The organism is Franconibacter daqui, from assembly GCF_014644275.1.
Classification (GTDB): domain Bacteria; phylum Pseudomonadota; class Gammaproteobacteria; order Enterobacterales; family Enterobacteriaceae; genus Franconibacter; species Franconibacter pulveris.
This window is the reverse complement of the sequence record NZ_BMKJ01000010.1, coordinates 19340-27493: the sequence shown is the minus strand read 5'-3', so window position 1 is coordinate 27493 and position 8154 is coordinate 19340. Positions and strand designations below refer to the sequence as shown.

At 52.6% G+C, this 8154-nt stretch carries 8 protein-coding genes; all 8 read left to right on the top strand.

What is annotated here, in order from left to right:
- On the top strand, window positions 1-134 hold a 134-nt coding region (locus IEX01_RS21115; protein WP_001464716.1), incomplete at its 5' end, for an EF-Tu C-terminal domain-related protein.
- A gap of 233 nt (window positions 135-367) precedes the next feature.
- Window positions 368-751 carry a preprotein translocase subunit SecE gene (secE, locus tag IEX01_RS21110; RefSeq protein ID WP_024554735.1) on the top strand — a complete coding sequence of 128 codons (384 nt, stop codon included), beginning with the start codon at window positions 368-370 and terminating at the stop codon, window positions 749-751.
- Window position 752: 1 nt separating this feature from the next.
- Window positions 753-1298, top strand: coding sequence for a transcription termination/antitermination protein NusG (nusG, locus tag IEX01_RS21105; protein WP_001287521.1), 546 nt, complete (start codon window positions 753-755; stop codon window positions 1296-1298).
- Between the two features lie 150 nt (window positions 1299-1448).
- The gene (gene rplK, locus IEX01_RS21100) at window positions 1449-1877 is read left to right on the top strand and encodes a 50S ribosomal protein L11 (RefSeq protein WP_002438627.1); all 429 of its coding nucleotides are present in this window, start codon (window positions 1449-1451) and stop codon (window positions 1875-1877) included.
- 3 nt (window positions 1878-1880) lie between these two features.
- A complete protein-coding gene (rplA, locus tag IEX01_RS21095; RefSeq protein ID WP_024558467.1) occupies window positions 1881-2585 on the top strand; it encodes a 50S ribosomal protein L1 in 705 nt (234 codons plus the stop codon).
- A 295-nt stretch (window positions 2586-2880) separates the two neighbouring features.
- Complete coding sequence (gene rplJ / locus IEX01_RS21090) at window positions 2881-3378, top strand: 50S ribosomal protein L10 (protein WP_024558466.1); 498 nt, start codon at window positions 2881-2883, stop codon at window positions 3376-3378.
- 51 nt (window positions 3379-3429) lie between these two features.
- Entirely contained in the window at window positions 3430-3798 is a 369-nt protein-coding gene (rplL, locus tag IEX01_RS21085) for a 50S ribosomal protein L7/L12 (RefSeq protein WP_004387079.1), read from the top strand.
- Window positions 3799-4117: 319 nt separating this feature from the next.
- Entirely contained in the window at window positions 4118-8146 is a 4029-nt protein-coding gene (rpoB, locus tag IEX01_RS21080) for a DNA-directed RNA polymerase subunit beta (RefSeq protein ID WP_024558465.1), read from the top strand.
- Window positions 8147-8154: the final 8 nt, after the last annotated feature.

Below are 8154 nucleotides of genomic sequence, written 5' to 3'. Positions count from 1 at the left end.
TAATGCCGGGCGACAACATCAAAATGGTTGTTACCCTGATCCACCCGATCGCGATGGACGACGGTCTGCGTTTCGCAATCCGCGAAGGCGGCCGTACCGTTGGCGCGGGCGTGGTTGCTAAAGTTCTCGGCTAATCGCTGATAACAATTGACGCAATGCGCAAGAAAAGGGCATCATTTGATGCCCTTTTTGCACGCTCTCACACCAGAACCTGGCTCATCAGTGATTTATTTCTCATAATCATTGCTGAGACAGGCTCTGTCGATGGCGTAAATTCCGAAGCGCAGAGTTAACAGCAATTCGGTCTGGTTTGCCTCGCCTTCGCGGGGCAAAAATGTTTGTCTGGTTTATTGTGACAGGTTGGTTTATGAGTGCGAATACCGAAGCTCAAGGAAGCGGGCGCGGCCTGGAAGCGATGAAATGGCTCGCCGTCGCAGCTCTGCTGATTGTAGCGATCGTGGGCAACTATATTTATCGTGATATTACTCTGCCGCTGCGTGCCCTTGCGGTAGTCATTCTTATTGCTGCAGCGGGTGGTGTCGCGCTGTTAACGACCAAAGGTAAAGCTACCGTTGCTTTTGCCCGTGAAGCGAGAACCGAAGTTCGTAAAGTGGTTTGGCCGACTCGCCAGGAAACGTTGCACACCACATTAATTGTGGCAGCGGTAACTGCTGTAATGTCCCTGATCCTGTGGGGGCTGGATGGTATTCTGGTCCGCCTGGTATCCTTTATCACTGGCCTGAGGTTCTGAGATGTCTGAAGCTCCTAAAAAGCGCTGGTACGTCGTTCAGGCGTTTTCCGGTTTTGAAGGTCGTGTAGCGACCTCCCTGCGCGAGCATATCAAATTACACAACATGGAAGAGTTGTTTGGCGAAGTCATGGTTCCGACTGAAGAAGTCGTCGAAATCCGTGGCGGACAGCGTCGCAAAAGCGAACGTAAATTCTTCCCGGGCTATGTGCTGGTGCAGATGGTCATGAACGATGCGAGCTGGCACCTTGTCCGCAGCGTACCGCGTGTGATGGGCTTCATTGGCGGCACCTCCGATCGTCCGGCGCCTATCAGCGACAAAGAAGTCGATGCGATCATGAATCGCCTGCAGCAGGTTGGCGATAAGCCGCGTCCGAAAACGCTGTTTGAGCCGGGTGAGATGGTTCGCGTTAACGACGGTCCGTTTGCTGACTTTAACGGCGTGGTTGAAGAAGTTGACTATGAAAAGAGCCGCCTGAAGGTATCTGTTTCTATCTTCGGTCGCGCGACTCCGGTCGAGCTCGATTTCAGCCAGGTTGAAAAAGCCTAAGGCTCGTTCGAAAAAACAGCAATTACAGATTGCACAAGGCGTGAGATTGGAATACAATTTCGCGCCTTTTGTTTTTACGGGCTTCGGCGCGTAAAACTTATTATCACGGGAAGCCTCCTTGAGGCGCTATACCCATTAGAGGAAATTTAAATGGCTAAGAAAGTACAAGCCTACGTTAAGCTGCAGGTTGCAGCTGGCATGGCTAACCCGAGCCCGCCGGTCGGCCCGGCACTGGGTCAGCAGGGCGTTAACATCATGGAATTCTGCAAAGCGTTCAACGCAAAAACGGATTCCATCGAGAAAGGCCTGCCGATTCCGGTTGTTATTACCGTTTATGCTGACCGTTCTTTCACCTTCGTTACCAAAACTCCGCCGGCAGCAGTTCTGCTGAAAAAAGCGGCTGGTATCAAGTCTGGTTCCGGTAAGCCGAACAAAGACAAAGTAGGTAAAGTGACTCGCGCTCAGGTTCAGGAAATTGCTCAGACCAAAGCTGCGGACATGACTGGTGCCGACATTGAAGCGATGACTCGCTCTATCGAAGGTACTGCACGTTCCATGGGCCTGGTAGTGGAGGACTAAGAAATGGCTAAACTGACCAAGCGCATGCGCGTGATCCGTGAAAAAGTTGATGCGACCAAACAGTACGAAATCAACGAAGCTATCTCTCTGCTTAAAGAGCTGGCCACTGCGAAATTCACTGAAAGCGTTGACGTAGCCGTTAACCTCGGCATCGACGCTCGTAAATCTGACCAGAACGTACGTGGCGCAACTGTACTGCCGCACGGTACTGGCCGTTCCGTTCGCGTAGCCGTATTTACCCAGGGCCCGAACGCTGAAGCTGCTAAGGCAGCTGGCGCTGAGCTGGTAGGTATGGAAGATCTGGCTGATCAGATCAAGAAAGGCGAAATGAACTTTGACGTTGTTATTGCTTCTCCGGATGCAATGCGCGTTGTTGGCCAGCTGGGCCAGGTACTGGGTCCGCGCGGCCTGATGCCGAACCCGAAAGTGGGCACCGTAACCCCGAACGTTGCTGAAGCGGTTAAAAACGCTAAAGCCGGTCAGGTTCGTTACCGCAACGACAAAAACGGCATCATTCACACCACCATTGGTAAAGTTGACTTTGACGCTGACAAACTGAAAGAAAACCTGGAAGCGCTGCTGGTTGCTCTGAAAAAAGCAAAACCGGCTTCTGCGAAAGGCGTGTACATCAAGAAAGTTAGCCTGTCCACCACCATGGGTGCAGGTGTTGCTGTAGACCAGGCTGGTCTGAGCGCTGCGGCGAACTAATAATCGCCCTTTACGTGGGCGGCGGATTTGTCTACAATCTTACGCCCACTGTCCTGGCTAACAGGACAAACAGAATTTTCGGTTGGAGCCTGGCCTTATCCAGGCCTCCGTCCAAGACCGCAGGTGTTTCGCAAGAGACTTAATTCCCTGCGTAGACGGTGACAGAACCTGAAGAATATTTTTTAAGTAGTCTTTGGCTTGTTTCTGCTCACCGTATTTCGACGCTCTTTCGTTAGGAAGAGTGAAGTGAGTTCCGGGGCATTTTGTCCCGGCTAAAACCCAGGAGCAAAAGCTAATGGCTTTAAATCTTCAAGACAAACAAGCGATTGTTGCTGAAGTCAGCGAAGTAGCCAAAGGCGCGCTGTCTGCGGTTGTCGCGGATTCCCGTGGCGTTACCGTAGATAAAATGACTGAACTGCGTAAAGCAGGTCGCGAAGCTGGCGTATACATGCGTGTTGTTCGTAACACCCTGCTGCGCCGTGTTGTTGAAGGTACTCAGTTCGAGTGCCTGAAAGACGCGTTTGTTGGTCCGACCCTGATTGCATACTCTATGGAACACCCGGGCGCTGCTGCTCGTCTGTTCAAAGATTTCGCGAAAGCGAATGCAAAATTTGAGGTCAAAGCCGCTGCCTTTGAAGGTGAGCTGATCCCGGCGTCTCAGATCGACCGCCTGGCAACTCTGCCGACTTACGAAGAAGCAATTGCACGCCTGATGGCAACCATGAAAGAAGCCGCTGCTGGCAAACTGGTTCGCACTCTGGCTGCCGTTCGCGATGCGAAAGAAGCTGCGTAATCGCGCATTTGCTTACGTATAAAACTTATTCTGATATTCAGGAACAATTAAATGTCTATCACTAAAGATCAAATCATTGAAGCAGTATCCGCTATGTCCGTAATGGACGTTGTAGAACTGATTTCTGCAATGGAAGAAAAATTCGGTGTTTCCGCTGCTGCTGCTGTAGCTGTTGCTGCTGCTGGCCCGGCTGAAGCTGCTGAAGAGAAAACTGAATTCGACGTTATTCTGAAAGCCGCTGGCGCTAACAAAGTTGCTGTTATCAAAGCAGTACGTGGCGCGACTGGCCTGGGTCTGAAAGAAGCTAAAGACCTGGTAGAATCTGCTCCGGCCGCTCTGAAAGAAGGCGTGAGCAAAGATGACGCTGAAGCTCTGAAAAAATCCCTGGAAGAAGCTGGCGCTGAAGTTGAAGTTAAATAAGCCAACCCTTCTGGTTGCAGCCTGAGAAATCAGGCTGATGGCTGGTGACTTTTTGGTCACCAGCCTTTTTGCGCTCCAGGGGACCAGTAGCGTTTCACACTGTTTTACTACTGGTTACCCGTCAATGCTTGTTTCTATCGACGACTTAATATACTGCGACAGGGCTTCCGCGCTGTGTAAATCGCAATGAAATGGTTTAAGAGTGATAGAAACAGGCATTGCGGAAAGTGTTCCATTTTCCGGTCAACAAAATGGTGTTGCATAAACTGTCCCCCCGACGGACAGAGTGGGTCGACTTGTCAGCGAGCTGAGGAACCCTATGGTTTACTCCTATACCGAGAAAAAACGTATTCGTAAGGATTTTGGTAAACGTCCACAAGTTCTGGATGTTCCCTATCTCCTTTCTATCCAGCTTGACTCGTTCCAGAAATTTATCGAGCAAGATCCTGAAGGGCAGTACGGTCTGGAAGCTGCTTTCCGCTCCGTATTCCCGATTCAAAGCTATAGCGGCAATTCGGAACTGCAATATGTCAGCTACCGTCTTGGCGAACCGGTATTTGATGTTAAAGAATGTCAGATCCGTGGCGTAACCTACTCGGCTCCGCTGCGCGTGAAGCTGCGTCTGGTGATCTACGAGCGCGAAGCGCCGGAAGGCACAGTTAAGGACATCAAAGAGCAAGAAGTTTACATGGGCGAAATCCCGCTCATGACCGATAACGGTACCTTTGTTATTAACGGTACTGAACGCGTTATCGTTTCTCAGCTCCATCGTAGCCCTGGCGTTTTCTTTGATAGCGATAAAGGCAAAACCCACTCTTCGGGTAAAGTGCTGTATAACGCGCGCATCATCCCTTACCGTGGCTCCTGGCTGGACTTCGAATTCGATCCGAAAGACAACCTGTTCGTTCGTATCGACCGTCGTCGTAAATTGCCGGCCACCATTATTCTGCGTGCGCTGAACTACACCACCGAGCAGATCCTCGACCTGTTCTTTGAAAAAGTGGTGTTTGAAATTCGCGACAACAAGCTGCAGATGGAGCTGGTACCGGAACGCCTGCGTGGCGAGACCGCGTCCTTCGACATCGAAGCTAACGGCAAAGTGTATGTAGAAAAAGGCCGCCGTATTACTGCGCGCCACATCCGCCAGCTTGAAAAAGACGATATCAAGCATATCGAAGTGCCGGTGGAATACATCGCAGGCAAAGTTGCCGCTAAAGATTATGTAGACGCTTCTACTGGCGAGCTGATTTGCCCGGCCAACATGGAGCTCTCTCTGGATCTGCTGGCCAAGCTGAGCCAGGCAGGCCACAAACGCATTGAAACGCTGTTCACCAACGATCTGGACCACGGTCCGTACATGTCTGAGACTGTACGTATCGACCCGACTAACGATCGTCTGAGCGCGCTGGTAGAAATCTACCGCATGATGCGCCCGGGTGAGCCGCCGACTCGCGAAGCGGCTGAAAGCCTGTTTGAGAACCTGTTCTTCTCTGAAGACCGTTATGACCTTTCTGCGGTAGGCCGCATGAAGTTCAACCGTTCTCTGCTGCGCGAAGAGATTGAAGGTTCCGGTATCCTGAGCAAAGACGACATCATCGACGTGATGAAGAAGCTCATCGATATTCGTAACGGCAAAGGCGAAGTGGATGATATCGACCACCTCGGCAACCGTCGTATCCGTTCTGTAGGCGAAATGGCGGAAAACCAGTTCCGCGTTGGCCTGGTGCGTGTAGAGCGTGCGGTGAAAGAGCGTCTGTCCCTGGGCGATCTCGATACGCTGATGCCGCAGGATATGATTAACGCCAAGCCTATCTCCGCAGCAGTGAAAGAGTTCTTCGGCTCCAGCCAGCTGTCGCAGTTTATGGACCAGAACAACCCGCTGTCTGAGATTACGCACAAGCGTCGTATCTCCGCGCTCGGCCCAGGCGGTCTGACTCGTGAGCGTGCGGGCTTTGAAGTTCGAGACGTTCACCCGACGCACTACGGTCGCGTATGTCCGATCGAAACGCCGGAAGGTCCGAACATCGGTCTGATTAACTCCTTGTCTGTTTACGCGCAGACCAACGAATATGGCTTCCTCGAAACGCCGTATCGTTTAGTGCGTGACGGCGTAGTGACTGACGAAATTCATTACCTCTCCGCTATCGAAGAAGGTAACTACGTTATCGCTCAGGCGAACACCAACCTGACGGAAGAAGGTCGCTTTGCAGACGATCTGGTCACCTGCCGCAGCAAAGGCGAATCGAGCCTGTTCAGCGCAGACCAGGTTGACTATATGGACGTTTCCACCCAGCAGGTGGTTTCCGTCGGTGCGTCCCTGATCCCGTTCCTGGAACACGATGACGCCAACCGTGCATTGATGGGTGCGAACATGCAACGTCAGGCAGTTCCGACTCTGCGCGCTGATAAGCCGCTGGTTGGTACTGGTATGGAACGTGCTGTCGCCGTTGACTCTGGTGTAACTGCAGTTGCGAAGCGTGGCGGTACCGTACAGTACGTCGATGCGTCCCGTATCGTTATCAAAGTTAACGAAGACGAGATGTATCCGGGCGAAGCGGGCATCGATATTTACAACCTGACTAAGTACACCCGTTCTAACCAGAACACCTGCATCAACCAGATGCCGTGTGTTTCTCTGAATGAACCGGTTGAGCGCGGCGACGTGCTGGCGGACGGCCCGTCCACCGACCTCGGTGAACTGGCGCTCGGTCAGAACATGCGCGTAGCGTTCATGCCGTGGAACGGTTACAACTTCGAAGACTCCATTCTCGTTTCCGAGCGTGTGGTTCAGGAAGATCGCTTCACCACCATCCATATCCAGGAACTGGCATGCGTGTCTCGCGACACCAAGCTGGGGCCGGAAGAGATCACCGCTGACATCCCGAACGTGGGTGAGGCTGCGCTCTCTAAACTGGATGAATCCGGCATCGTTTATATCGGTGCGGAAGTCACTGGCGGCGACATCCTGGTTGGTAAAGTAACGCCGAAAGGTGAAACTCAACTGACTCCGGAAGAGAAGCTGCTGCGTGCGATCTTCGGTGAAAAAGCGTCTGACGTTAAAGACTCTTCCCTGCGCGTGCCGAACGGCGTGTCAGGTACCGTCATCGACGTTCAGGTCTTCACCCGTGATGGCGTAGAGAAAGACAAACGCGCTCTCGAAATCGAAGAGATGCAGCTGAAGCAGGCGAAAAAAGACCTGACTGAAGAACTGCAGATCCTCGAAGCCGGCCTGTTTGCTCGTATCCGCGCTGTGCTGATTGCCGGTGGCGTTGAAGCTGAGAAGCTCGACAAACTGCCGCGCGATCGCTGGCTGGAACTGGGCCTGACCGACGAAGAGAAGCAGAACCAGCTGGAGCAGCTGGCTGAGCAGTACGATGAGCTTAAGCACGAGTTTGAGAAGAAACTCGAAGCGAAGCGCCGCAAAATCACCCAGGGCGACGATCTGGCGCCAGGCGTGCTGAAGATCGTTAAGGTCTATCTGGCCGTTAAACGTCAGATTCAGCCGGGTGACAAGATGGCAGGCCGCCACGGTAACAAGGGTGTTATCTCCAAGATCAACCCGATCGAGGATATGCCTTACGATGAAAACGGCACGCCGGTAGATATCGTACTGAACCCGCTGGGCGTACCGTCTCGTATGAACATCGGTCAGATTCTGGAAACCCATCTGGGTATGGCGGCGAAAGGCATTGGCGACAAGATTAACGCCATGCTGAAACAGCAGCAGGAAGTGGCGAAGCTGCGTGAGTTTATCCAGCGCGCTTACGATCTGGGCGCTGATATTCGCCAGAAAGTCGACCTGAGCACCTTCAGCGATGAAGAAGTGCTGCGTCTGGCTGAAAACCTGCGTAAAGGTATGCCGATCGCAACGCCGGTATTCGACGGTGCGAAAGAAGCGGAAATTAAAGAGCTGCTGCAACTGGGCGACCTGCCGACTTCAGGCCAGATCACTCTGTTTGACGGCCGCACCGGTGAGCAGTTCGAGCGTCCGGTAACCGTAGGTTACATGTATATGCTGAAACTGAACCACCTGGTCGATGACAAGATGCATGCTCGTTCTACCGGTTCTTACAGCCTGGTTACTCAGCAGCCGCTGGGTGGTAAGGCTCAGTTCGGTGGCCAGCGCTTCGGTGAGATGGAAGTATGGGCGCTTGAAGCATACGGCGCAGCCTATACCCTGCAGGAAATGCTGACCGTTAAGTCTGATGACGTGAACGGCCGTACCAAGATGTATAAGAACATCGTGGATGGCAACCATCAGATGGAACCGGGCATGCCAGAATCTTTCAACGTACTGTTGAAAGAGATCCGCTCGCTGGGCATCAACATCGAACTGGAAGACGAGTAATTCTCGCT

Bases quoted from the DNA above. Each gene is read 5' to 3' on its own strand.
- rplK (WP_002438627.1), top strand. From the start codon at position 1,449: ATGGCTAAGAAAGTACAAGCCTACGTTAAGCTGCAGGTTGCAGCTGGC.
- rplA (WP_024558467.1), top strand. From the start codon at position 1,881: ATGGCTAAACTGACCAAGCGCATGCGCGTGATCCGTGAAAAAGTTGAT.
- secE (WP_024554735.1), top strand. From the start codon at position 368: ATGAGTGCGAATACCGAAGCTCAAGGAAGCGGGCGCGGCCTGGAAGCG.
- nusG (WP_001287521.1), top strand. From the start codon at position 753: ATGTCTGAAGCTCCTAAAAAGCGCTGGTACGTCGTTCAGGCGTTTTCC.
- rplL (WP_004387079.1), top strand. From the start codon at position 3,430: ATGTCTATCACTAAAGATCAAATCATTGAAGCAGTATCCGCTATGTCC.
- rpoB (WP_024558465.1), top strand. From the start codon at position 4,118: ATGGTTTACTCCTATACCGAGAAAAAACGTATTCGTAAGGATTTTGGT.
- rplJ (WP_024558466.1), top strand. From the start codon at position 2,881: ATGGCTTTAAATCTTCAAGACAAACAAGCGATTGTTGCTGAAGTCAGC.